Here is a 258-nt window from a genome sequence, read left to right on the forward strand (position 1 = left end):
GTTGCCGCCGAGGCCGAGGTGCCCGAAAATTTTACGGAACGAATTACCGGGTACATGATCAAAGCGGTTCGGGAGGCAAAGGAGAATACCAGCTGGGCGAATCCGAGTCAGGAATATGAGTCCGCGCTAACCAATTTTGTACAAGCCGTGATCAGCAGCCCAGACTCCCGGCGAGCGTTTCTGCCGTTCGAGAAGGTAATCTCCCATTTTGGGATGCTCAACAGCCTTGCGCAGACGGTGATAAAGCTCATGGCTCCG

General features: G+C 54.7%; 1 protein-coding gene. It reads left to right on the forward strand.

Annotated features, from left to right (window positions below; translation table 11 throughout):
• Nucleotides 1–258 (forward strand): hypothetical protein (locus KVT28_RS25545; RefSeq protein ID WP_217551023.1); only part of this gene is annotated, 258 nt, incomplete at both ends.

The sequence above is a fragment of the Pantoea sp. GbtcB22 genome (genome assembly GCF_019091025.1).
Lineage (GTDB): Bacteria > Pseudomonadota > Gammaproteobacteria > Enterobacterales > Enterobacteriaceae > Pantoea > Pantoea leporis.